Raw genomic sequence first — 23,450 nt, 5'->3', positions numbered from 1 at the left:
AGTGGAAGACGGTGTTCCGCTACGCCGTCGGGTCGGCCATGGCACCCGGTGGCGCCGATCCGTCGCACCACCTGCCGACTCGCCGGTCGGGACGCCGAGTCAGACGAGCCGTACCGGCTTCTCCGGGCGTATGCCGGACTCGGCCAGCCAGGCACGCAGCGGGCCCGGATCTCCCTCCTCGATCAGACTGAGCACCTTGGGCGCCAGGTCGGCCGCTCTCTCGCCCCCGACGAGCAGGGAGGGGCCGTCCAGCCAGTCCAGGCCGGGGACGGCACCGGCCGTGTCCACGGCGGCACAGCACACCATCGCCGTGACATGGTCGGCGAGCAGATCCCGGGCGGTGCGCGGGGGCTGGAGCGGGAAGAGGGGCAGGGCGCCGTCGTCCCACCGGGCGCTCTCGCTGTCGAGGGCCTGGCCGGCGGCGGTCGCCCCGCGCGGGGCACAGATCTCCTCGCGGGCCAGTTCCGCGCTCAGGCCCGCGGCGAGGGCGGCGCTGCGCTCGGTGCCGGAGCCGATGTCCTCGTCCTCGTACCCGAGGACACCGGCGTCCTCGTACTCGGACATGCCGCCGTCCTCACGACCGCGGGTACCGGTGTCCTCGTCCCCGCACGTGCCGGTGTGCTGGTGCGCGAACGTGCCGGCGCTCTCGTGCCCGGCGGGGACGGAGCCGTATCCCGTGAGGTCGGCGTACTCCTCGTCGGGCGCGGCCGGGTGGGCAGGGCCGGGACGGTCGCCCTCCGCCTGACCCGGCTCGGTCAAGTGGTCCAGCACACGGGCCAGGGTGGGGGCGCCGGGGCCGGAAGCGTCGGATGCGAGCGTGGGGCGGACGCCCAGGGAGTCCAGGACGCGGTGCAGCCGGGCCGCATCCGCGCGCCAGGTCCGGTCGACGACCTCCTCCGGATACGCCTGCCAGTCCACCGGGGCCCAGTCCGGGCCGGACTCGGCCGGAACGCCGTGGAAGAGGCGGGCGGCGAGCAGGGAGGCGGCCTCGTCCATCGTGCCGGGCTCCTCCAGCAGGTCACAGGCGGGGCGCTCGCCGAGGCGGGAGGCGAAGCCCTCGGCCAGCCGGTCGCGCCGGGACAGCTCGGTGAGCGCGGCCACGACGCCCGCGTCCAGCCGGGACGGCCAGCGGCCCATGCGCCACGCGGGCACCGCCACCCTGGTCAGCAGACGGTCCCACCCCGCGTAGGCGAGACCGACCTGCTCCTGGGCGACGATCCGCAGTCCGTAGTCCACTGCCTGCGCGCGCTCGGCCGCCGCCGCGGCGACCCCGCGCTCCATCAGCGTCGCGTGCTCGCGGCAGGCGCGCAGCAGCAGGCGGGCGGCCCAGCCGAGGACCGCGCACAGCCCGCGGGTCAGCGGGCAGCGGCCGGCGGTGGAGGCGACGGCCACCGCCGCGTCCAGACCGCGCACGTAGCGCCGGGCTGCGGCTATGTCCGGGTGCGCGGAGGGGCCCGTACCGGCGACGACCGGGGCGAGGACCGCGCGCAGCTCGCCGACCCGCATCCACCACAGGAACGGTGAACCGATGACGAGCACAGGGGCGGTGACGGCACGACGCCGGGCACCGAACCCGGAGCCGGGGCCCGCTATCTCGTCATGCGCCGGCCGCGGGGGCGGGCCGTGGGCCGGATGGGTACGGTCCTCCAGCCAGCTGTCGCAGTCCGGGGTGAGTGCTATGGCCGAGGGGGCCGGGACCTCCAGGCGGTCGGCGAGATCGCGCACCAGCCGGTACAGATCCGGGGCGGAGGCCTCCGGGATCGGGACGGTCGGGCTCACGGCGGGACGGGCCCGGGCCACGACCAGGGCGATACAGGCGGTGGCCAGCAGCACCAGCACGGCCGGCACACCCACGATCCAGCGGGCCGCGTCCCATCCCGGGCCGACGAGATGGCCGGTGGAACCGCCGGCCAGCAGGATCACCTCGGCGGCCGCGGGCAGCACGGCCACCGCCAGCGCCCGGCCGCGTATGCGCAGCACGGCCAGGGCCCGGGAGCGCGCCGCCTGCGCGCCCGCCTCCACACCGATTCCGGTCACGAGCCGACCTCACCCCCTCCCTGCCGAATCCCGCGCTGTCCTGGCGTTGCTCACTCCCCCACTGTGGCACCCGCCACCGACATCGCAATGCCGGTGGGCCAAGTGCCGGAACGCTTGCGCCGCACCCTAGTTGGGGCCCCGGCCCCCGTCAGCCGGATGGGGGATTGCTCACTCGATGGAATGGCTCTGGTCAGAGGTGGGCGACAGACAGCAATGATCAGGCCCCGGATTTCTCATCCGGGGCCCGGGGGGGCGCGGGGTCCGTGCGACCGGCGGTTTCACCGGTTCCGCACCGCGGCCGTCGCACGGTGGTCGACACGGGAGGTGCCACGGCAGTTGGCACTCCGGTGCCAGGAGGGTTGGCGCATTCCGTCCGATTCGTTGCGCTCCGCCGTCGGCCCGGTCGTTGCGCTCCGCTCGGCCGTTACGCCCCGGCGCCGGTCCGGTCGTTGCGCTCCGCCGTCGGCCCGGTCGTACCCGGTCGTGCACTCCGTCCGGTTCGTTGCGCTCCGCTCGGCCGTTACTCTCCGGCGGCCTTCGCCGCGATGTCCGAGCGGTGCTGCGATCCGTCGAGGCGGATACGGGCCACCGCCCGGTACGCCCGCTCGCGGGCCTCGCCCAGGTCCTGGCCGGTCGCCGTGACGGACAGCACCCGTCCGCCCGCGCTGACGACCGTGTCGCCGTCCTGCCTGGTCCCCGCGTGCAGGACGTAGGCGTGCGGGGCGTCCTCGGCGGCCACCTCGTCCAGGCCGCCGATCGGGTCGCCGGTGCGCGGGGTGGCGGGGTAGTTGTGGGAGGCGACGACCACGGTGACGGCCGCGTCCTCGCGCCAGCGCAGCGGCTCCAGGTCGTCCAGGGTGCCGTTCGCGGCGGCCAGCAGCACACCGGCCAGCGGGCTCTTCAGACGGGCCAGCACGACCTGGGTCTCGGGGTCGCCGAAGCGGGCGTTGAACTCGATGACGCGGACGCCGCGCGAGGTGATCGCGAGCCCGGCGTAGAGCAGCCCGGAGAAGGGCGTGCCACGGCGGCGCATCTCGTCCACGGTCGGCTGCAGCACCGTCTGCAGCACCTCTTCGACCAGCTCGGGATCCGCCCACGGCAGGGGCGAGTAGGCGCCCATGCCGCCCGTGTTCGGGCCTTCGTCGCCGTCCAGGGCGCGCTTGAAGTCCTGGGCCGGCTGCAGCGGGACGACGGTGCGCCCGTCGGTGATGGCGAAGAGGGAGACCTCGGGGCCGTCGAGGAACTCCTCGATGACAACCCTTCCCCGCTGCCCGGAAGGCGCGGGAGGTGCGCTCATGCAGTCGGCCGCGTGGGCCTTGGCGGCCTCGATGTCGTCGGTGACGACGACACCCTTGCCGGCGGCCAGCCCGTCGTCCTTGACCACGTAGGGAGCGCCGAAGGCATCGAGGGCCTCGGCGACCTCCTCCTGCGTGGTGCAGACGTACGAGCGGGCGGTCGGCACCCCGGCCTCCGCCATGACGTCCTTGGCGAAGGCCTTGGACCCCTCCAGCTGCGCGGCCTGCCCGGAGGGGCCGAACACCGGGATGCCCGCCTCGCGGACGGCGTCGGCCACACCGGCGACCAGCGGGGCCTCCGGGCCGACGACGACGAGGCCGGCGCCGAGGTCGCCGGCGAGCGCGGCCACGGCCTTGCCGTCGAGCGCGTCGACCTGGCGCAGTTCGGCCACCTCGGCGATGCCGGCGTTGCCGGGGGCGCAGTACAGCGCGGTGACGTCGGGGTCGAGGGACAGGGAGCGGCACAGGGCATGTTCGCGGGCACCGCTGCCGATGACGAGGACCTTCACGGGGGTCAGCCTAATGGCAAGGTTGCCGAAGCTCGGGGGCCGGGGAAGTTGTGCGTTCCTACCAAGAGGCCCAAGCTGGTGCGGGCCGGGCACCGGCGACGGCCGCCTGCGGCCCTGTCCTCGACCCCGACGAACCCCCTCGGCCCGAGCGGCCCCTTCCTCGGCCCGTCACCGGCACGGGGCTCGAACGCCGGACCAGCCGCCGTTTCACCGACCGGCGCCGGAGAGGGCCGGAGGGCCGAAGGGGATCACCGCAGGGCCTGAGCGGCGGAGCCCGAAGGGGCGGAAGCCGAAGGGGATCGGGGGAGCGTCACTCGTTGGAGAACTCCTCCACGACCGTCGCGCCCAGTTCCCGGACGATCAGTTCGTGGCCGGACAGGGCCGACTCGTCGAGGTCGGGGTCGTCGTCCTCGGGGATGTCGTCCTCGGGGGCGACCGGCGGCGGCTCGGGCGCCGACGCGGGCCGCGGGGCAGGGGCGGACGCCGCCGGGGCGGACACGGTGCGGCTCCCGGGTGCGGCGGGCGCCGGGGAGGCCGGTGGCGGCGCTGCCGGGTGGGGGCTGGCGGGGGCGCCGTAGCCACCGGCGGGCGCACCGCCGTGGCCCGCACCGCCGCCTGCGCCCGTGCCGCCGCCGAAGCCCGGTGAGCCGCCGGACGGGGCAGGCGCGGAGCCACCCGAGGGGTCGATGACCGCCTCGATCTTCCACTGCACGTTGAACTGCTCGGACAGCGCCTGTCGCAGCACGTCCTCGCTGCCGCTGCTCGCGAAGTTGTCACGGGCACCGGCGTTGACGAAGCCGAGCTGGAGGGTGGTGCCGTCGAAGCCGGCCACCTGGGCGTTCTGGCTGAGCAGGATCCAGGTGAAGCGGCGGCGGTTCTTGACGGCCTCCAGGATGTTCGGCCAGAGCATGCGGGGGTCGACGCCGCCGGTGGGGGCGGCTGCGGCCGGGGCCGAGGGTGCGGCAGCGGCCTGCGGTGCCTGGTGCTGTTGGGGCTGAGCGGCGGCGGGGCTCTGCTGGGCACCCGTCGCAGCGGCTGTGGGCCAGCTCCCGGCCCGGCGGCCGCTGCCGACGGGGGCGGCGGTGGGCCAGGCACCGGGGGCGGCGGGAGCGGGGGCCGAAGGGGCGGCGGCGGGAGCGGCCGGGGCGGGCGCGGGTTCCTGGGCCGCAGGGGCAGCGGCGGCAGCGGCCGGTGCAGGGGCGGGTGCGGCCGGCGCAGGGGCGGGTGCGGCCGGCGCAGGGGCGGGCGCGGCAGTTGTCGGCGCGGGGGCGGGAGTTGCAGGCGCCGCGGCAGCCGGACCGCCGTGGCCCTGGCCGGGACCCTGCCCACCGGGACCGCCCGCCCGGACGGCCGCTCGGGCCGCGGCGGGTCCGCCGCCGGGCGGCACCGGCGCGCCGCCCTGGGCCGGGCCGGCGTGGGCCTCGGGCCCGGGGACGTACCCCATGGCGGGCGCGCCGCCCCCGCCCGCGAAGCTGACGCCGCGCTCCAGGCGGTCGAGGCGGGCCATCACGGACCGCTCGTCCCCGTAGGCGGCGGGCAGCAGCACGCGCGCGCAGATGAGTTCGAGCTGGAGGCGGGGCGAGGTGGCGCCGCGCATCTCGGTGAGGCCCTCGTTGACCAGGTCGGCGGCACGGCTCAGCTCGGCGGCGCCGAAGATGCCTGCCTGGGCCTGCATGCGCTCCAGGACGTCGGCCGGGGCGTCGATGAGCCCCTTCTCGATCGCGTCCGGCACGGCGGCGAGGATCACCAGGTCCCGCAGCCGCTCCAGCAGATCGGCGACGAAACGCCGGGGATCGTTGCCGCCCTCGATGATCCGGTCGACGACCTCGAAGGCCGCCGCCCCGTCTCCGGTGGCGAAGGCCTCGACGACGGAGTCGAGCAGGGACCCGTCGGTGTACCCGAGGAGGGAGGTGGCCATGGCATAGGTCACACCCTCCTCGCGGGCACCGGCGAGGAGCTGGTCCATGACGGACATGGAGTCACGCACGGAGCCGGCGCCCGCCCGCACGACGAGCGGGAGCACACCTTCCTCGACGGGGATGTTCTCCCGCCCGCACACCTCGGCGAGGTAGTCGCGCAGCGTCCCCGGCGGGACGAGCCGGAACGGATAGTGGTGGGTCCGCGACCGGATGGTCCCGATGACCTTCTCGGGCTCGGTCGTGGCGAAGATGAACTTGAGGTGCTCCGGGGGCTCCTCGACCACCTTCAGCAGGGCGTTGAAACCCGCCGACGTGACCATGTGGGCCTCGTCGATGATGTAGATCTTGTACCGGCTGGCGGCGGGTCCGAAGAAGGCCTTCTCGCGCAGCTCACGGGCGTCGTCCACACCACCGTGGGAGGCGGCGTCGATCTCGATGACGTCGATGGACCCCGGGCCGTTTCGCGCGAGGTCCTGGCAGGACTGGCACTCCCCGCAGGGCGTCGGGGTGGGACCTTGCTCACAGTTCAGACAGCGGGCCAGGATGCGCGCGCTGGTGGTCTTCCCGCACCCACGCGGCCCGCTGAACAGGTACGCGTGATTGACCCGGTTGTTCCGCAGCGCCTGCTGCAGCGGGTCGGTGACATGCTCCTGCCCGATGACCTCGGCAAAGGTCTCCGGGCGATAGCGGCGGTACAGCGCGAGAGACGACACGCATACGAGGTTATAGGCGCCCGCTGACAACCAGCCCCGCCCGAGCCGTCACCCTCGCCGTCGCCCTCGTCCGGGAAACGCAAGCGCCCCCCACGCACCCGCCAGAGCCGACCTACCCTTGCTGCCTTCCGGCCCTGGGGGAGTTCAGTCAGATAGCGCCACGTGAGGGGCTGCGCCCAACAGTACCCGATCGCGACCCACGGGCTGTACCGGATGCCCCCTGCGGTCGGTACCCGAGGACGGCCTGCGGGAACGTGTTCGCGAGCACCCCCCTCGGTCATGTAATGTTTCCGGCGGAGGATTCGCCTAGAGGCCTAGGGCGCACGCTTGGAAAGCGTGTTGGGGGCAACCCCTCACGAGTTCGAATCTCGTATCCTCCGCCAGTGCCTCACCGGGCACGATGTCGAAGGGCCCCACTGTTCGCAGTGGGGCCCTTCGACGTTGTCCGACGTTGGCCGTCCCGGTTTTCGTCCCAGTCGGTTTCTTCTTCGGTGCCGGCTGCGCGCCGCCGTACGTCGGCGCCGAATCCCGATCCCCGATCCCGGTCCCGGTCACGGTCCCGGTCCTGTGCCGTCCGCCCGCTCACCCCGCCGAGACGCGGAGCCTCGGCCCCGTGATGGACAGAGTGCCGCCGAACTGGGCGACCACCCTGACGGTCACGTTGCGGAAGGTGAGCGTGCGGGCGGGAACGGCGGGGTGGGAGAGCCAGCGAGGCACGGCGTCGGGGGTGACGGTGACGGTGCGGTCCGCCGGCAGCGGGGCACCGCCGAGGCTCTCGACCGTGCCCGACAACTTGCGGATGTAGAGGGTGACCACGCCGTGGCCGCCCTCGCCCCTGAGGGTCGAGACCGTCGCGGGACGCGCGCTCAGGCGCAGGGCTGCGGAACCGTGGCCCGCGGTCACGTCGAGCCGGGTGACGTCCAGCGACCGTACGGTGAACTCCAGTGCCCGCACGGTCCCGCCGGCCGTGCGCACGGTGACCGGGCCGTGGAAGGTGCCGGAGTGCAGTACGAGCCTGGTGGCGCTCAGCACCCAGGGCGCGGAGGCGGGCCGGACCGGCGGACGGGCGGCCGGTGCCGGGGATGACGCCCGCGCGGCACGGGTGGGTGCCGGCGCCCTGCCGGTGGACGTCGGCGTGGCGCTCGTGGGCCTGTGTACGGTGCTCCCGGGCCTCGGCACGGCGCTTGCGGGGCTGTGCGTGGCACTCCCTGACGTCGGCGACGTCGGCGTCGCGCCTTCGGGGCTCGGCGGGGTGTTCCCGGACGCCGGCGTCGCGCCCGCGGAACCCGGCGTGGCTCTCATGGACGGCGTCGGCGGTGTGGTCGTCGTCACGGGCGGGGCGCCGTGCAGGGCGACCTGGAGGGCGAGAGGCACTGCCGCCAGGGCCAGCGCGCACACGAGGGGCCGTGGCACGCGGGGGTGCGGCCCGATGCGGTTCGGGCGACAGGGCGCGGGCTCGGGCTCGGGTTCGGGCTCGGGTTCGTCCGGTGCGGGGCGGTTGTGGCCGTCGCCGTCCGGTCGTACGGGACCGGTGTGGCCGTCGCCGGCCGGTCGTACAGGACCGGTGTGGCCGTCGCCGGCCGGTGCGGGGCGGGTGTGGCCGTCCCTGTCCGGTCGTACGAGACCGGAGTGGCCGTCGTCGGCCGGTTGTGCCGGGCCGGTGTGGTCGTCAGGTGCCACTTGGTCCCTCTCCCGCCGTCTCCACGGCCGTTGACTCGCTGCTCGCCGTCGACGGCGCCGTGGCAGGCGGGGCCGTCGAAAGCGACTCCGTGGAAGGCGGCCCCGGGTCGGGTGCGGGAGGGATCCAGGCGCACGCCAGGGCGCCGCCGATGAGGGCGGAGCTCAGGCCGAGGAGGAGGCCGCCGAAATTCGCTACGGGGAAGGAGATGAGCGCGAGCAGCAGGGTGGCGACGCCGGCGAACATCCGAAGGTGCAGGCGGTACCAGAGGCTGAGGCCCAGCACCATGAGGAGAACTCCGATGACCAGGGACCCCGCGCCGGACGTCGTGGACAGGGCCAGCGGAATGCCGCCCAGCTGAAGATGCGCGTACGGCAGGTACAGGATGGGCAGGCCGGCCTTGAAGGTGAACAGACCGGCCCAGAAAGGGCGTTCACCGCGCCAGACTCTGAACCTGTGCCGGGCGCCCACGGCTGTGGCACGCAGTTTCGCGGGTCTGCCGAAGACGTCGCCGAGCATGTGTCCTGCCCTCGGGGTCAGAAGCATTCGTCACGGCCCGGGACGATGCGCGCGCGCAGGCCGGGGACGTTGAACGTGCCGGCCGTGACCGCGACCGCGGTCAGGCGGACGTCGGTGAGGACGGCCGAATCGGCCTGCTGGCCGGGACCGTCGGGGTCGAAGAGCCGGGAGTGCCTGTCGCCCGGGTTGATCGGTCCCTTGGTGATCGCGCCCTGTGCGATACCGACATCGAGGCCGCGGAAGTCCGCCTGCCCGGCGGATTCGTAGATCTCGTCGAGGAACAGCTCGGACGCCTCGACGGGCCGCTCCTCGCCGCCGGTGAGCCGCAGCGTCTGCGGGCCGAGGACGGGGACGTCGACCACCACGGACTGGCACAGCCCGCTCACCGTCGCCCGGCGGGCCCCGGTGACCAGGACCGGCACGAGCTTGCCCTTCCGGGTCACGTCGACCATGCCGTAGATGCTGACGCCGCGGCTCGCCAGCCTGTCCGCGGTCACCTGGATCTTCTGGCCGGAGATGAAGAACGATGCGGCCAGGACTCCCTGCGCCATGGCGATCCCGAGAGCGGCGGAGGCGGCGGTCCCGCAGACCAGGATCAGAGCGAAGCGCCTCCAGCAGGTTCTGCCGGCGCGGTGCGTCATCCCGTCTCCTCCGGTCGTGACGGGCCTTCGCGCACGCCGGGCGGAGTCGACCACCCGCGTCGTCGACCGCCCGCGTTCACTCGGTGACGGATAGTAGTCTCCCGGATGCGTCAGCCCGCGGCTCGCCAGGTCCGCCGTACGGGTGAGCCGCCGTGTGCTGGGCCCTTGGAGTGACGCAGCCGGGCGACCCCCGCCGGGCGGGCCGGGGCCCCGGCCCGCAGAGCGGCCCCGCCCGCGCGGGGGCGGGGCCGTGGCGTCATGGTGCGGGCCGGTACGTCACGGTCGTCTCCGGGCACGCCTGCGCGAGCTGGTCGAGCGCGTCGAGTTCGACGGCGTCGGCGGTGAGTCCCCAGCGGAGTTTGGTCGCGACCCATTCCGAGACGTACCGGCAGGTGACCGAGACGGTCGGCGGCAGCCACTCGGCCGGGTCCTGGTCGGCCTTGCTGCGGTTCGACGCCGCCGACACGGCGACGAGGGAGGTCGGGACGTCGAGGTCGTTGGCGTAGGCCTCGCGACGCTCCGCGGTCCACTGCGATGCGCCGGAGTCCCAGGCCTCGGCGAGCGGCACCATGTGGTCGACGTCCAGGGCGGCGGCCGAGGTGATCGTCTTGGCGTCGTAGTACGACCACCAGCTCCCTCCGGACAGCTTGCAGCCCGGGAGGACCTGCGGAGCGTCGACCGCCTCGGCGATGAGCACTTCCGCCCGGGTGTTGCAGCCGTCGGTGGGGTTCTTGCCCGCGTTCCAGTGCTTGAAGCTCGTGCGCTGGTAGCCCTCCCGCTTCTCCGCGGCGATGGGGAGGGTGTGGACCGCGGCCTCGATGGGGACGGTGTACGTCTGGACGGAGCGGTTCTGTGCCTGGACGGGGGCCGAGCGGCCCTGTGCCGGGGCGGAGGCCGAGCGGTTCTGTGCTTGGGCCGGGGTGGGTGCCGCGAGGGGCACGACGAGGAGTGCGGCCACGAGGGCGGCCGGCCTGAGGTTCTTGATCACGTCAAGCAGGGTTGACTTCAAGTACCTCGTTCGAGGGTTCTGACTCGAATGAATGAGCCATATGGAGGCGCTCGTTCACCGGACAGGTGTGCCAACCGTCACCCGACAGGGGGCGGGGTGTGCCGACAAGACGAGTCGGCGGGAGCACTCCGCCCCCTCCCGGCAGGGCAGTCGACGGGCTATCGGCCCCGGTTGCCCGGGAAGGCCAGCAGGACCAGGCCCAGGGCCAGGACGGCCAGCCCGCTCCAGGAGGCGGCCGGAAGTCGCTCCCCGAGGACGGTGACACCCAGGACCGCCGCGACGGCGGGCTCGGCCAGGGTCAGCGACGTGGCCAGCGAAGCGGGCGTGCGGCGCAGCCCGTGCCCGAAGAGCCGATAGGCCAGGCAGACGGTGAACAGGGCGAGGTACACGGCCACCGACGCGCCCCGGGCGGTGGCGAGCCAGTGCGGACCGGCGAACAGCACGAGAGGCAGCACCAGCAGCCCGGCCGCGCCGAACAGGACGCCCATCACCGCGCCGGAGGGGTGTCCGTGCGTGATGAGCCTGCCGCCGATCAGCGAGTAGAGGGCGTACGACAGTCCCGCGCAGGCGGCGAGTGCGACGCCTGTCAGGTCCATCGGCGTGGCCCGCCCGGCCAGTTCGGGGCCCAGCACGAGAAGGGTGCAGCCGAGCACGGCCGCCGCGGTCGCGGCCGTCCAGCGTGCGGTCGGCCGGGCCCGTCCGCCGAGCCAGGACAGCAGACCGGCGAAGACCGGCGCGCTGCCCAGTGCGATCACGGTGGCCACGGCCACCCCGGTGCGGGCCACGGCCGGATAGAACGTGACCGGATACCCGGCCACCGCGAGCGCGCCCGGCACGAGCAGCCACCGCTCGCGGCCCGTGCAGGCGGCGGGCAGGGAACGGGCGCCCCGGGAGGTGAGGAACAGCAGGATGCCGCCGAGGGCGAGACCGGCGCAGCCGATGGCTGCCGCGGGTGCGCCGCCCGGTGCGAGGGTGGCGGCGGTGCCGGTCGTGCCCCACAGCACGGCCGAGGCCAGGATGGGTGCGGGGCCGCCGCAGAAGCCGGAGCGGGCGGGTCGCGGGCCGGCGGCGGCAGGGCGTGCGGGACTGAGGTGAGAAGTGCGGTTCGGCACAGTCGTGAACTTCCGTCGTCGAATGCGTCAGGGACTGGATCCGGAACGGGCGCACGACAGGAGGCCCTGACCGAGCTACGGCTCGGTGGGGGCACCGAGCTACGGCTCGGTGGAGGGCCGGGGCTCAAGCCGCCGGTGTCCGCGCCCGGTCAGGCGCTGAGGGGCGGCAGTACGACGTGCCAGTACGAGTTCACGCTGCCATGGTACGGGCGGTCGCTCCCGGTCGGCCCGCGCCCCTGTGAGCAGGCAGTTCCGGTCGGCCCGTACCCCGACGAGGGCTTCCGTCGGCCCGTACCCCCGTGACAGGCGGTTCCCCTCGGTCCGCGCACCCTGACCGGCGCTTCGCGTCGCCCCCGCGTCGCCGTGGCAGGCGCTGCCGGTGTGAGGGGTGGAAGCGGCGCCCGCGGGGCCGGCGCTGTTCATCCGGGCCGGTCGGCCGCCAGCCGCTCGACAGCCGCGGTCAGCGCCGCCGTCACCGTGGGCGGGGGCAGGTCCGGGGCGCCCTGGACCTTCTCGGGGCGCTGGGTCCGGGCGCTGAGGGGGAGTTCCAGCTGGACGCCTCCGGCCCGGGCCAGGTTCACGGGGTTGCGCGGGTGCAGGCCGCGCAGGCCGCTCGGGATGGCGGCCAGGTCCGTCACGGTGTCGAAGGGCGGGGCGAGCGGGGCGAGGCCGTCGGCCAGGATGCTCGCCGCGGCGCGGTTGCCGCCGCCCAGGAAGATCGTGCGCGGGAACTCGGGCCGCAGGTGGCCGTGGAGCGAGACCACCACCGTCACGGAGGCGAGGAACTCCCGGAGGGCCTCGCAGTGGGGCACGGCCATCCGGTGCGACGGGATGTGGACGGGGTCGCCGGCCGGCTGGGTGAAGACGAGGCAGCCGGCGCCCGTGCGGGCCGCGACCTCCTGGGCCAGCTCCGCCGTGCCGCCCTCCTTGCTGCCGTGCAGGGCCAGCAGTCCGATGTCCGACCGGATCGTGAGGGCCGCGGCGAACTCCGTGCCCTCGATCAGCACGTTCTCGGTCCGCACGTTGCCGGTCACCACTGCCGGCGCCCCACGCTCACGGTCTTCGACACGGTCACCTGGTCCACCTCCGACACCCGCACCGTCACCTTCATGGTCCATGTGCCCGGGATCGGCAGGTTGAAGGAGTCGGCGGCCCAGTACCCGCCCCGGTCGGTGACCTTGGTGTCCAGGGGGCCGATCTGCTGGGCGGCGAGGGTGAGGGTGATGCGCAGTTCGGGGACCGAGGACAGGCCGCCGTCGGGGCCGTAGACCACCGCCTGGACGGAGTTCGTGCCGACCCGGCCGGGGTCCAGCGTGATCTGGACCTTGCCGTGGCCGCCGGGGGTGCCGACGTCGAAGGGGATCGTGGTGACCGAGGCCGTCTGGATGCCGGTGTCCGGCGCGGTGGAGGCCGTGGAGTCGGCCGCCTCGGCCGCGGCCCGGCCCGGCAGGGTGCTCGTCAGGAGCGTCGTCAGGACGAGGACCAGGACGCCCACCGCCACCTCGGCGAGCACCGAGCGGCGCAGGCGCTCCGGCAGCGGGTGGGGCGGGGCGGGAGGTTCGGGGTCCGGGAGAAGCGGGGCGGGGGGATCGGGGTCCGGGGGGAGCGGGGCGGAGGGGGCGGGGTCCCCGGGGAGCGCGGCGGCGGGTTCGGGGGGCGCGGGGAGCGGGGGGCCGCCGGCCGGCTCCGGGACGCGGTCCCGCCGCGCCGGCGCGGGCAGGCTCGCCAGGCGTGCCGTCCAGCGGCGGGAGCGGGAGGCGGCCGCGAGCAGGAGGGCGACCGCCGCGAGCTTGGCCAGCAGGAGGCGGCCGTAGGTGGTGTCGGTGAGCGCCTGCCAGGAGCCCAGGCCCCGCCAGGACTGGTAGACGCCGGTCGCCACCAGGACCGTCACCGAGGCGAAGGCCAGGCGCGAGAAGCGGGTGACGGCCCGGGCCGGCAGGGCGGCGGACTCCGGTGCCGTGCGGCGCAGTGTCAGCAGCAGGGCCGTCAGACCGCCCAGCCAGGCCGCCATGGCCAGCAGGTGGAGCGCGGTGGAGGTGATCGCGACGGGCACCTGGAGGCCCGCCGAGGCGTGTTCGGAGGCCGCCCAGGTCAGGGACAGGGCGGCGGCGAGGACCACGGCGGCCGTCAGGGCGGCCCGGCGGGGTATCCGCCGCCGCCATCTGCGCAGGGCCAGGGCCGAGGCGCCCGCCAGGAGCAGCAGGGCCAGGCGGGCGAGGAGGAGTTCGCCGGGGCGGGTCGTGGCCGTGCGGGTGAGGGCGGAGAGGGCGAACACCCCTTGCGGGGACGTGCCTTCCTCGTAGGGGGCCCGCAGGAGGAAGAGGGCGGTCGTGGAGGCGAACAGGGTCGCCCAGGCGGCCAGGACCGGTGTGCGCAGGTGGGCCGGCCTCGGCGGACGGCAGTAGGCCACGAACGCGCCCGTGCCCAGGAGCAGCGCCACCGCCAGGTAGGCGAGATAGCGGGCGATGTTGTACAGGCTCGTCGTCGCCCGGTTCTCCGTGCGGTCCGGGAGCACGCCGGCGGCCGTGGTGGTGCGCTTGCCCACCGAGAACGTCAGCGCGCCGGACACCGGGTGGCTGTCCGCGGACACCACCCGCCAGGCCACCGTGTAGGTGCCGGTGCCCAGCCGGGAGGGCAGCGGGACGCGGGCGGTGTCGGAGCGTCCGGGGGCGTGTCCGGCCTCGCCGGTGCGCACGCGGTGGTTGTCGGGGTCGTAGACGCGGAACGAGTCGGTGAGCAGGCCCACCGATTCCGTGAAGGTGAGCGTGACGTGCCGGGGCGCGGACTTGAGGACGGTTCCGTCGGCGGGGTCGGTCGCGCGCAGGGCCGCGTGGGCCGAGGCGGGGGCCGCGGTGCCGAGGAGGAACAGGAGCAGTCCCGCGGCGAGGGCGGTCAGCCGCCGCAGCCACCGGTGTTCGTCGCGCACCTGATCCCTCCGTCCACGGGTCCTCCGCATGCCCTCCCCATGGATACGCGGAGATCGGCTTCCGTGCTCACCGCGGTCCTCACCGCGTCCCTCACCGCATCCCTCACCGCATCCCTGACCGCGTCCCTCACCGCGGTCCTCACCAGGTCGGCCGGGCCGACACCCCGCCGTCCACCACCAGGTCGTGGCCCGTGATCCAGGAGGCGAGGGGCGAGGCGAGGAACACGCAGGCGTCGGCCACGTCCCGTGCGCGGCCCAGGCGGCCGGCGGGGGCGGCGTCGAGCCAGCGGCGCACGCCGTCCGGCCAGGCCTCGGCCAGGCCCTCGCGGTCGATCAGGCCGGGCGAGACGGAGTTGACGCGGATGCCGTGGGGGCCGTACTCCAGGGCGGCCGCGCGGGCGTGCACGACGACGGCGGCCTTCACGGAGCTGTAGTGGGCGTGGCCGGGGGCGGGGTGGGCGGCCTCGATGGAGGCGATGTGGGTGATGGTGCCGCCGCCGTGACCGCCCATGTGCCGGGCGGCGGCCTGGGTGCAGGCGAAGACGCTGGTGAGGTTGGTGTCGACGACCGTGCGCCACTGCGCCGCCGTCATGCCGGGCAGGGGCTGGACCGGCTGGACGGCCGCGTTGTTGACGAGGGCGGTGAGACGGCCGCCGGACCAGTCGGTCGTCTCGCGGACCAGCCGGTGGCACGCCTCGTCGTCCGTGAGGTCGGCCTCCAGGACGACGGCCTCGCCGCCCGAGTCCCGGATGCGCGCGGCGGCTTCACCGGCCGCCTGCACGGCCGTACGGCAGTGGAGGGCCACCGCGGCGCCCTCCTCGGCGAGGCGCAGGGCGATGGCGCGCCCGATGCCGCCGCCCGCGCCGGTCACCAGGGCGGTCTGTCCGTCGAGCAGGGTCATGGGCGGCACAGTTCCGCGATCCGGGCGGCCTCGGCGGGGTAACGCGCCGTGAGCTCCTGCGCGTCGCCGTGTTCGTACCCCTCGTAGGTGAATCCGGGGGCCATCGTGCAGCCGAAGAAGGACCATGCGCCGCCGGGTGCCACCCGGCCGCCCATCCAGGTGCCGGCGGGCACGGTGAACTGGACGTGCTGTCCGGACCCGGGCACGGGGCCCAGGACGGCGGTGCGGCTGGTGCCGTCGGGGGCGAGGAGCAGGAGGCGGAGCGGGTCGCCCAGGTAGAAGTGCCAGATCTCGTCGGTGGGCAGACGGTGCAGGGCGCAGAAGTCGTCAGCCATGAGCAGCGCCACTATGGCCGAGCCCTCGGGGCGGCCGTCCGGGCGCCCGGGCCCTGCCCAGGTCTGCCGGAAGAGGCCGCCCTCGCGGGGAATCGGCTCCAGGTCGTAACGGGCGATCAGCTCGTCAGGCGTGGTCACCCGGGAAGGCTACCTCCCGCTCCAGGAAGGCCAGTTGGGCGCGCTTCTCGGGCAGGTACACGTCCGGGAGGTCGACCTCGGGGAGCACCACCTCGGGGCCCTGGCCGAATCCCTGGCGTTCGAAACGGGCGATCGCCCTGGTGTTGCGCACGTCCGGGTCCACCACGACCCGGCGGCGGTCCAGGACCAGCAGGACGTACGAGGCCATCGCGGTGAGCAGGGCCGAGGTCCAGCCGGGGCGCGGGCCCTTCGCCGGGGCGGGGGCGAGGAGGAGGTGGACGCCGATGTCGCCGGGGCGGACCTCGTAGCACTCGCCGACCCGGTCGGCGGTGGGCTCGTAGGTCTGGAGCACGGCAGCCGGTCGGCCGTCCTTGAGGACGAGATGGGCGTGGTGGGTGTCGAGGGTGGCCAGGTGGGTGTAGACGTCGGCCACTTGGTCCCGGGTGAGGCCGGTCATCCCCCAGAACACGGCGCGTTCGTCGCTCACCCAGGAGTGGACCACGTCCGCGTCGGCCACCGGGTCGAGGGGGCGGATCCGGACGGCGCCGAAGCCGTCGATGTGCTGCTCGTGGACGGGCGTGGCGGCAGGCGGGGCGGCGGGGGCGGGGACGGACCCCGAGGCGGGGGCAGGAGCGGCTGCGGACCCGGGGGCGGGGACGGCGGCCGGGGCGGCAACGGGGGCGGAGGTGTACGCGTCAGTCATCGGTCTCCTCGGTGTGTTCGAGCGTGAGCAGGGTCCAGTCGGTGACGACGGGGGCCAGTTCTCCCCCGAGCCACAAGGGGAGTTGGTCACGGTGGTGCGGGGCGCCGGGGACGCCGTCGGCACCGAAGGGGACCACCCAGCGGCTGTTCTCGCGGCGGGCCAGGTCCCAGACGTAGCGGGCGGCCGGGCCTCGGGCGGCACGGTCGGTGAGGCCGGGGACGGCCGAGGTGCACAGCACGCAGTCGTGGTCGCCGGCCAGGCCCGGTTCCTCGTACGGCCCCCCCGGCAGCGCCTTCCAGGCGGCGAGGCGGTGGGTGTCGGCCCAGGTGCCGGCCGGCGGTGCGGCGGCGGCCTCCTCCACGGCCGCCCGGACCTCGGCGGCGCGGTCGATGCCGTACAACTCCTCGGCGCGCAGCAGGTGTTCGAGGGCGTAGCCGATGCGGGGCGCGAGGGCCAGCCAGGGAAGCAGGACCTCCGGGTAGGCGGGAGGCTCGGCCAGGGCGGCGAACGCCGGGTGCGCGGCGAGCCGGCGCACGAGTGCCGTGCGCACCGCCGCATAGGCGGCGGCCTCGGTGCTGTCGGCGTCCATGCGGCGGTTCCAGGACAGCAGGCGGTCGCGCAGACGGGCCGCCCCGGGGGTGAGGTCGTCGAGCGCGGCGAGGTGGTCGAGGAGGGGGGCGGCGGAGGCGAGGAAGGTGTCGGTGTGGATCGCGGGGAGGTCGGCGGCGGACCAGGTGCGGCGTTCCTGGAGGAGGGCGTGGATGCGGTCGGCGCGGTGCGGCGGGGCGAACTCGATGCCGAGGGGGGCCGCCGGGCCGCGCTGGTTGGCCATCACGGCGATGCCGTCGGCCAGGCCGGCGTACGGGGTGTCGTGGCTGCCGTGCCATGCGTGGCCGGGGCGCCAGGCGGGGACCATGCGCAGGCGGTTGGACTGCGCCCGCTGCGGGACCCTGCCGGCGACGCGGTGCAGGAGGCCGCCCTCGGTGTCGGCCGCCTGTACGACGTTCACCGGCTCGGCCCAGGAGTCGAAGGCGGCGTCGATGTCCTCTACGCGGCGGGCCCGGAGGAGGGGGAGGAGGGTGCTGAAGCCGAGGTCCTCGGTCACGCGGGGTGGGTAGCGGAGGGTGAGGGCGGTGGGCCCGGCCTCGGCTCCGCCCTCGGCGTCATCCCCCTTCCCACCCGCACCACCCGTGCGGCTTTCGTCGCCGAGTGCGGGTGACCCCTGCGGACCGTGGACGGGAATGCGGCCGACGGCGGCCTGCGAGGCGGAGGCCGGAGTGCGGTCAACGGCATCCGGCGGGGCGGAAGTGCAGCTGTCGGCAGCCTGCGGCGCGAGGACGGGGGTGCGGTCGACGGCAACCCCCGACTCCAACCCCTCCGGGCCCCCGGCGATGACCGGGCCCCGTTCTGTTTCGATCAGCTCGATCTCGATGGGGTCCTCGCCCGCGATCTCCACCTTCTCCGTGTGGCGGCGGGCGCGGTGCCAGTGGCCGTCGGGGCCCAGGGCCTCCACGCCGGCGCCGGTGCGGCGCAGGCGTTCGCGGTAGACGTCCTGGTAGTCGGCCATGGCGTTGGTGATGGACCAGGCGGCCGTGCCGGTGTGGCCGAAGTGGGCGATGCCGGGGACGCCGGGGACGGCCAGGCCGATGACGTCGAACTCGGGGCAGGACAGGCGGATCTGCTGGTAGACACCGGGGTCCTCGATGAAGCGGTGCGGATCGCCGGCGAGCAGGGCGTGGCCGGTGACGGTGCGGTCGCCGGAGATCAGCCAGCCGTTGCTGCCCGCGGTGCCGGGGCCGTCCGTCGCGAACAGGGCGACCGCCTCGCTGCCCAGGTGCCGTATCACCTGCTCGCGCCAGAGCTTCGCGGGAAAGCCGGCGAAGAGGATGTGCGTGCCGAGCCAGATGCCGAGGGGGGCCCAGGGCTGCCAGGGAGCGGGATCGAGGCCGGTCCGGGCGAATTCGGGGGCGCGGCGGGCGCCGTCCGCGAGGCCCTCGTTGACGCCGTCCACGTACGCCCGGACCCAGGCGGCCGTCTCCGGGTCCTGTCGCTCCAGCGCGATGAAGCAGCGGCGCGCGGTGTCTTCGAGGCGGGCACGGCGGGCGAAGACGTCCCAGGCGAGGGCGTCGGCGCCGAGGAAGGAGGCCGAGGTGCCCTGGAAGCGGTGCCGTTCGACCTCGATCTGCCAGGCGCGGTCCAGGGCGGTGACCCGCCCCTGGGCGCGGGCGAGCGCATCGGCGTCACGGGCGCGCAGATGGGGGATGCCCCAGGCGTCGCGGTAGGTCTCGGTGGTCACCCTGGACACCCCTTCGTTTTAGGTTAGCCTTGCCTAAGTCATTGGCGAGGGAATCGTACGCGAAGGGTGGCGCGCCATGGGGCAGGGGCGGGGCTGGGAGGGAGCGGTCCTGCGACTGCTGCGCGCGAAGGACTTCGTGTGCACGGTCATGGAGGCCGAGGACGTCACCCCGCACTACCGGCGGCTCCGGCTGAGCGACGGCGGACTGCTCGCCGCGACCGGCGTCCACCCCACCATGTGGGTGCGGCTGTGGTTCTCCGACGCCGGCCGCCCGCACCAGCGGGCCTACACCCTGGTCGACCCCGACCCGGCGACCGGCACCTTCGGCCTGGAGTTCGCGCTGCACGAGGGGTGCGCCGCCGACTGGGCGCGCACCGCACGGCCCGGGGACACGATCGAGGCGACCGTCCAGGGCACCGGCTTCCAGCACCCCGACCCCGCGCCCTCGCACGTCGTGGCCATCGGCGACCCGGCCTCGCTGCCCGCGCTCAACTCCCTCCTCACCGCCCTGGCTCCGCCGGCCGGCGCCGGGCACCGGGAGGCCGCCCCGGCGACGATCTGGTTCGAGGGCACCCTGGACGGCCTTCCCTGCCGGGCCGATCCGTCCCGGCACGAGATCCGCGAGGTGCCCCGACGGGACGCGGGCGCCCATCTCGCCGAGCGTGTCCGCGCCGAGCTGCCCGCCGTGCTCGACGGCACCCCCGACCCGTACGTCTGGATCGCCTGCGACACGGCCACCACCCGCACGCTCGCCTCGTACGTGCGCAGGGAGCTGGGCGTGCCGAAGGCCCGGGTGCACGCCCTCGGGTACTGGCGCGCGTCCTGACGCGGCAGGCGGGATCATCGACCCATGGACGTCACCCTGCATCTCGCCCAGGACCCCGAGGCCGACGCGCTGCTCGGGCGCAGTCCGCTCGCCGCGCTCACGGGGATGCTGCTGGACCAGCAGGTCCCGATGGAGTGGGCGTTCAAGGGGCCGGCGACCATCGCCGGGCGGATGGGCGCCGAGGACCTGGACGCGCACGAGATCGCGGCCATGGACCCGGAGGCGTTCGCCGCGCTGCTCTCCGGGAAGCCCGCGGTGCACCGCTACCCGGGCTCGATGGCCAAGCGGATCCAGCAGTTGTGCCAGTACCTCGTCGAGCACTACGACGGGGACGCGGAGGCGGTGTGGCGGGGCGTCGGCAGCGGGACCGAGCTGCTCGGACGGCTCCAAGGCCTGCCGGGATTCGGCAAGCAGAAGGCGCAGATCTTCCTCGCCCTGCTCGGCAAGCAGCTGGGCGTGCAGCCGAAGGGCTGGCGGGAGGCCGCCGGGGCGTACGGCGAGGCGCACTCGTACCGGTCCGTCGCCGACATCACCGGGCCCGAGTCGCTGGCCAAGGTCCGCGCCCACAAGCAGGAGATGAAGGCCGCCGCCAAGGCCGCCAAGTCCTCCCCGACTCCCAAGTCCTCGCCGGCGGCCAAGCCCTCCACGGCGTCCAAGGCGGCCAGGACCGCGGGGAAGAAGTAGGGCTGCGCGCCGGGTGCGCCCCGCCGGTGGCTCACCTCCGTGCCCCCGCTGGTCGCTCGACCTCCGTGCCCCGGCCGAGCGGCCCGACCCCGCAACCCACCGGCGCCGCTCAACCCCCCGACCCACCCGAGCGGCCCGGCCCCGGGAACCGGCCCGAGCGGCCCGACCCGGGAACCGGCCCGAGCGGCCCGACCCGGGAACCGGCCCGCGTCGCTCCATGCCGCAACCCGGCCGAGTGGCTCAACCCCCTGACCCGTCCGGGTGGCTCGGCCGGGTGGTTCAGCCGCCCGGCCCACCCCGGTGGCAGGAACCGCGCGGGCGGGCCAAGCATGGGGCATGACCGAGCCACCCGGCAGCGGCCCCACCTGGGGCCGGGAGTACGACGACCGCAGCGTCCACGCGGGACAGGGGCCGCACGGACACCATGAGCCCGAGCCGCCGCTCGAAGGCCCCCTGCACGCCCTGTCCCGGGCCGCCTGGCAGGTCGTCCTGGGCACCGGCATCGCCTCGCTGGTCCTCGGGGTGCTGGTGCTGGTCTGGCCGGGGCCCTCCCTGGTGGTCGCGGGTGTCCTGTTCGGCGTGTACCTCGTCGTCAGCGGCATCCTCCAGCTCGTCGCCGCCTTCGGTACGCACAGGACGACCTCGCTGCGCGTGCTCGCCTTCATCAGCGGTGCCCTGTCGATCCTGCTGGGCCTGTTCTGCTTCCGCGGGCCCATGCAGTCGACCCTGCTGCTCGCGCTGTGGATCGGCATCGGCTGGCTGATCCGCGGGATCACCCAGACCCTGGCCGCCGCCTCCGACAGCCGTATGCCCGCCCGCGGCTGGCAGATCCTGCTCGGGATCATCACCTTCATCGCCGGGATCGTGCTGATCGACTCGCCGTTCACGTCGGTCGCCGTGCTGACCCTCGTCGGCGGCTGCTGGCTGGTGGCCGTCGGCATCATCGAGATCATCACCGCGATCCGCATCCGCGGGCGCGCCCGTCAGGTTCCGCGCACGCTGTGACCGCCGCCGTCAACACCACGCCCCGCAGGTACGCCGAGCGAGCGGATCTCGGCGGCAGGAGGCTGCGGGCGGCCCCTTCCGTGGGCAGGTGACCGGTGTGAGCACCGCACGCCGCCGCACGCCGCGCCACCGCGCCCGGCTGCGGCTGCTCGCGCTGCTGCTGCTCGTCCTGCTGGTCCCCGGCGGCCAGGTGCAGGCCCAGGCGGCACCCCCGGCCGCCGCGGCCGCCGAGACCGCGGAGAGCGCCGAACACGACGCCCCCGGCGCGCTCGTACGGCCACCCGCCGGCGCCGTCCACCGGGCCGACCTGGCCGAGCGCCCCGCTCCCCTGCCCGGCCCGGCGCCCGCCCGCCCGGCGGCACGCGCGTGCCCCGCCCTGCCGCGGCCGCCCCACGCCCTGCCCCTACTGCGCACGGTGGTCCTGCGCTGCTGACGGACGCCCGCTTCCGCAGGCCTGTCAGCCCGACGCAAGGAACACAGCCATGCCCACCGACCCGTACGCGGTCCTGCGCGCCCTGCTGCGCGCGGAGGCCAGGCGCAGCGCGCTGCCCCAGGGCGAACAGAAGAACCCGCAACCGCAGCGGCCGGCGAAGAAGGACGACCGCTGATGCTCCGGCGGAGGCGGTCTACCGCCTCCGCCGGGCCGTACCGAACAGCGACCGGGTGATCTCACGGCCCAGCTGGGTGCCGACCGAGCGGGCCAGGGACCTGAACATCCCGCTGCTCACCACCTGTTCGACGAGCGAGGGCTCCTCCTCGGGCGGCTTCGGCCCGGGGACACTCTCCGGGCGGCCCCGCGTCCGCTCAGGCACCCGCGCCCGTACCTGCTCCTGCTCCTGCTCCTGAGCCGCCGTCAGCTTCTCGTACGCCGACTCGCGATCCACAGCCTGTGCATAACGCTCGTGGAGCGAGGACTCCCGCACCGCCCGGTCCAGTCCGGCCCCGTCCACCGGGCCCATCAGGGACTGCGGGGCCCGCAGCCGGGTGGCGGCGACCGGCGTCGGGGCGCCCTTCTCGCTGAGCACGGTCACCACGGCCTCGCCGATGCCGAGGCCGGTGAGGAGTTCTTCGAGGTCGTAGGCGGAGTTCGGGAAGGTCTTCACCGTCGCCCTCAGGGCCTTCTGGTCGTCCGGGGTGAAGGCCCTGAGCGCGTGCTGGACCCGGTTGCCGAGCTGGGCGAGGACATCGGACGGCACGTCCTTCGGGGTCTGCGTGACGAAGAAGACGCCCACTCCTTTCGAGCGAATCAGGCGCACCGTCCGGGTGATCGCGTCCAGGAACTCCTTGGAGGCGTCGTCGAAGAGCAGGTGCGCCTCGTCGAAGAAGAACACCAGCCCGGGCCTGTCGACGTCGCCGACCTCGGGCAGGTCGTGGAAGAGGGCGGCCAGCAGCCACATCAGGAACGTCGAGAAGAGCAGCGGCTTGTCCTGGACGGCGGGCAGTTCCAGGACCGAGACGACACCGCGCCCGTCCGGCGCCGTCCGCAGCAGGTCGGCCGTGTCGAACTCGGGCTCGCCGAAGAAGTCCGTCATGCCCTGCGCCTCGAAGGCGGTCAGCGAGCGCAGGATCACCCCGGCCGTGGCGGTGGACAGGCCGCCGATGTTCTTCAGCTCGGCCCTGCCCTCGTCGGCGGTCAGGAACGCGACGACCGCCCGGAGGTCCTTGAGGTCGGTCAGCTCCAGGCCCTTGGTGTCGGCGTAGTGGAAGATCAGGCCGAGGGACTGCTCCTGGGTCTGGTTGAGCCTGAGCACCTTGGAGAGCAGGACCGGGCCGAAGCTGGTGACGGTGGCCCGTACCGGGATGCCGTGGCCGAGTCCGCCGAGGGCGAGGAACTCGGCCGGGAAGCCGGCCGGCGCCCACTGCTGTCCCACCTCGGCGGCCCGCCCCTGCACCCGGTCGTCCGCCCGGCCGGGCTGCGCGATGCCGGACAGGTCGCCCTTGATGTCCGCGAGGAACACCGGTACGCCCTGCGCGGAGAGCTGCTCGGCGATCAGCTGGAGGGTCTTCGTCTTGCCGGTGCCGGTCGCGCCGGCGACCAGCCCGTGCCGGTTGAGCATGGGCAGCGGGATGCGGACCGACGCGCCCGGGTGGCACCGCCCGTCCCAGAGGAGGGCGCCGAGGTCGAGGGCGGGGCCGGTGAAGGCGTACCCGGCGGCGATCTCCTGAGCCTTCGCGGGGAGCGTCTCGCTGTCACTCATCTCCGG

Annotated in this window: 20 protein-coding genes, 1 tRNA gene and 1 other RNA gene; 6 read left to right on the top strand and 16 right to left on the bottom strand. The window is 74.6% G+C overall.

What is annotated here, in order from left to right; all coding sequences use genetic code 11:
* Positions 1 to 99: 99 nt before the first annotated feature.
* The 4 genes from ACFZCP_RS24605 to ffs all read right to left on the bottom strand — a co-directional run bounded on the left by ACFZCP_RS24605 (position 100) and on the right by ffs (position 6,648).
* Positions 100 to 2,037 carry a hypothetical protein gene (locus ACFZCP_RS24605; protein WP_391429980.1) on the bottom strand — a complete coding sequence of 646 codons (1,938 nt, stop codon included), beginning with the start codon at positions 2,035 to 2,037 and terminating at the stop codon, positions 100 to 102.
* A gap of 520 nt (positions 2,038 to 2,557) precedes the next feature.
* Positions 2,558 to 3,841 (bottom strand): phosphoribosylamine--glycine ligase, encoded by a 1,284-nt coding sequence (gene purD, locus ACFZCP_RS24600; RefSeq protein WP_391429978.1) that lies wholly within the window; start codon positions 3,839 to 3,841, stop codon positions 2,558 to 2,560.
* Between the two features lie 310 nt (positions 3,842 to 4,151).
* Positions 4,152 to 6,473, bottom strand: a complete 2,322-nt coding sequence (locus ACFZCP_RS24595; protein ID WP_391429976.1) for a DNA polymerase III subunit gamma and tau — start codon at positions 6,471 to 6,473, stop codon at positions 4,152 to 4,154.
* A gap of 76 nt (positions 6,474 to 6,549) precedes the next feature.
* An RNA gene (gene ffs, locus ACFZCP_RS24590) (signal recognition particle sRNA small type) lies at positions 6,550 to 6,648 on the bottom strand.
* Positions 6,649 to 6,768: 120 nt separating this feature from the next.
* Here ffs and ACFZCP_RS24585 point away from each other — a divergent pair.
* Positions 6,769 to 6,856 (top strand) — tRNA-Ser (locus ACFZCP_RS24585).
* A 199-nt stretch (positions 6,857 to 7,055) separates the two neighbouring features.
* Here ACFZCP_RS24585 and ACFZCP_RS24580 read toward each other — a convergent pair.
* The 11 genes from ACFZCP_RS24580 to ACFZCP_RS24530 form a co-directional block, all read right to left on the bottom strand.
* Positions 7,056 to 8,153 (bottom strand): hypothetical protein, encoded by a 1,098-nt coding sequence (locus tag ACFZCP_RS24580; RefSeq protein ID WP_391429974.1) that lies wholly within the window; start codon positions 8,151 to 8,153, stop codon positions 7,056 to 7,058.
* On the bottom strand, positions 8,143 to 8,670 hold the full coding sequence (locus tag ACFZCP_RS24575) for a DUF6114 domain-containing protein (RefSeq protein WP_391429972.1): 528 nt from the start codon (positions 8,668 to 8,670) through the stop codon (positions 8,143 to 8,145). Before ACFZCP_RS24575 ends, ACFZCP_RS24580 begins: the two co-directional genes overlap by 11 nt.
* A gap of 17 nt (positions 8,671 to 8,687) precedes the next feature.
* Positions 8,688 to 9,311, bottom strand: coding sequence for a DUF6230 family protein (locus ACFZCP_RS24570; RefSeq protein ID WP_362694534.1), 624 nt, complete (start codon positions 9,309 to 9,311; stop codon positions 8,688 to 8,690).
* Positions 9,312 to 9,567: 256 nt separating this feature from the next.
* Positions 9,568 to 10,299, bottom strand: coding sequence for a DUF1524 domain-containing protein (locus ACFZCP_RS24565; protein WP_391429969.1), 732 nt, complete (start codon positions 10,297 to 10,299; stop codon positions 9,568 to 9,570).
* Between the two features lie 179 nt (positions 10,300 to 10,478).
* The gene (locus tag ACFZCP_RS24560) at positions 10,479 to 11,432 is read right to left on the bottom strand and encodes an EamA family transporter (protein WP_391429967.1); all 954 of its coding nucleotides are present in this window, start codon (positions 11,430 to 11,432) and stop codon (positions 10,479 to 10,481) included.
* Positions 11,433 to 11,851: 419 nt separating this feature from the next.
* Entirely contained in the window at positions 11,852 to 12,454 is a 603-nt protein-coding gene (locus tag ACFZCP_RS24555; protein ID WP_391429965.1) for a poly-gamma-glutamate hydrolase family protein, read from the bottom strand.
* A gap of 8 nt (positions 12,455 to 12,462) precedes the next feature.
* On the bottom strand, positions 12,463 to 14,388 hold the full coding sequence (locus ACFZCP_RS24550; RefSeq protein ID WP_391429963.1) for a copper resistance protein CopC: 1,926 nt from the start codon (positions 14,386 to 14,388) through the stop codon (positions 12,463 to 12,465).
* A 109-nt stretch (positions 14,389 to 14,497) separates the two neighbouring features.
* Positions 14,498 to 15,259, bottom strand: coding sequence for an SDR family oxidoreductase (locus ACFZCP_RS24545; protein ID WP_391429961.1), 762 nt, complete (start codon positions 15,257 to 15,259; stop codon positions 14,498 to 14,500).
* Positions 15,256 to 15,732 (bottom strand): cupin domain-containing protein, encoded by a 477-nt coding sequence (locus ACFZCP_RS24540; protein ID WP_362694516.1) that lies wholly within the window; start codon positions 15,730 to 15,732, stop codon positions 15,256 to 15,258. Before ACFZCP_RS24540 ends, ACFZCP_RS24545 begins: the two co-directional genes overlap by 4 nt.
* The gene (locus ACFZCP_RS24535; protein WP_391429958.1) at positions 15,719 to 16,435 is read right to left on the bottom strand and encodes a GNAT family N-acetyltransferase; all 717 of its coding nucleotides are present in this window, start codon (positions 16,433 to 16,435) and stop codon (positions 15,719 to 15,721) included. Before ACFZCP_RS24535 ends, ACFZCP_RS24540 begins: the two co-directional genes overlap by 14 nt.
* On the bottom strand, positions 16,428 to 18,731 hold the full coding sequence (locus tag ACFZCP_RS24530) for a penicillin acylase family protein (protein WP_391429956.1): 2,304 nt from the start codon (positions 18,729 to 18,731) through the stop codon (positions 16,428 to 16,430). The genes ACFZCP_RS24535 and ACFZCP_RS24530 overlap by 8 nt, the downstream gene beginning before the upstream one ends.
* Before the next feature lie 76 nt (positions 18,732 to 18,807).
* Here ACFZCP_RS24530 and ACFZCP_RS24525 point away from each other — a divergent pair, with 76 nt between their 5' ends.
* The 5 genes from ACFZCP_RS24525 (at position 18,808) to ACFZCP_RS24505 (ending at position 21,854) form a co-directional block, all read left to right on the top strand.
* Positions 18,808 to 19,557 carry an SIP domain-containing protein gene (locus tag ACFZCP_RS24525; protein WP_391429954.1) on the top strand — a complete coding sequence of 250 codons (750 nt, stop codon included), beginning with the start codon at positions 18,808 to 18,810 and terminating at the stop codon, positions 19,555 to 19,557.
* A 24-nt stretch (positions 19,558 to 19,581) separates the two neighbouring features.
* Complete coding sequence (locus ACFZCP_RS24520) at positions 19,582 to 20,241, top strand: HhH-GPD-type base excision DNA repair protein (RefSeq protein ID WP_391429952.1); 660 nt, start codon at positions 19,582 to 19,584, stop codon at positions 20,239 to 20,241.
* Positions 20,242 to 20,577: 336 nt separating this feature from the next.
* The gene (locus ACFZCP_RS24515; RefSeq protein WP_391429951.1) at positions 20,578 to 21,246 is read left to right on the top strand and encodes a DUF308 domain-containing protein; all 669 of its coding nucleotides are present in this window, start codon (positions 20,578 to 20,580) and stop codon (positions 21,244 to 21,246) included.
* Between the two features lie 97 nt (positions 21,247 to 21,343).
* Entirely contained in the window at positions 21,344 to 21,679 is a 336-nt protein-coding gene (locus ACFZCP_RS24510) for a hypothetical protein (protein WP_391429949.1), read from the top strand.
* A gap of 49 nt (positions 21,680 to 21,728) precedes the next feature.
* Complete coding sequence (locus tag ACFZCP_RS24505) at positions 21,729 to 21,854, top strand: hypothetical protein (protein WP_391429947.1); 126 nt, start codon at positions 21,729 to 21,731, stop codon at positions 21,852 to 21,854.
* A gap of 18 nt (positions 21,855 to 21,872) precedes the next feature.
* Here ACFZCP_RS24505 and ACFZCP_RS24500 read toward each other — a convergent pair whose 3' ends face one another.
* On the bottom strand, positions 21,873 to 23,444 hold the full coding sequence (locus tag ACFZCP_RS24500; protein WP_391429944.1) for a helicase HerA-like domain-containing protein: 1,572 nt from the start codon (positions 23,442 to 23,444) through the stop codon (positions 21,873 to 21,875).
* Positions 23,445 to 23,450: the final 6 nt, after the last annotated feature.

The sequence above is a fragment of the Streptomyces sp. NPDC007971 genome (genome assembly GCF_042958635.1).
GTDB lineage: Bacteria > Actinomycetota > Actinomycetes > Streptomycetales > Streptomycetaceae > Streptomyces.
This window is presented reverse-complemented; position numbering and strand designations above follow the sequence as displayed.